Here is a 206-nt window from a genome sequence, read left to right on the forward strand (position 1 = left end):
TTGGCGGTGTTATTATAACTAAGCTGTCAGCGAGAGCTGATGCAAAAGAGTTCTTTTGAAACAGAAAAACCTAGTTCGGAGCCGGGTGGCTGCCGCGGGTTGCAAAAACTGCTTCAAAAAACTTGAAAAAAGTTCTTGACAAAAGCAAACAAGTTTGATAAAATAAACGAGTTGCTGATCGAGAGAACAGCAAAGAAGTTCGAAAG

The organism is Fusicatenibacter saccharivorans (assembly GCF_027667425.1).
Classification (GTDB): domain Bacteria; phylum Bacillota; class Clostridia; order Lachnospirales; family Lachnospiraceae; genus Fusicatenibacter; species Fusicatenibacter saccharivorans.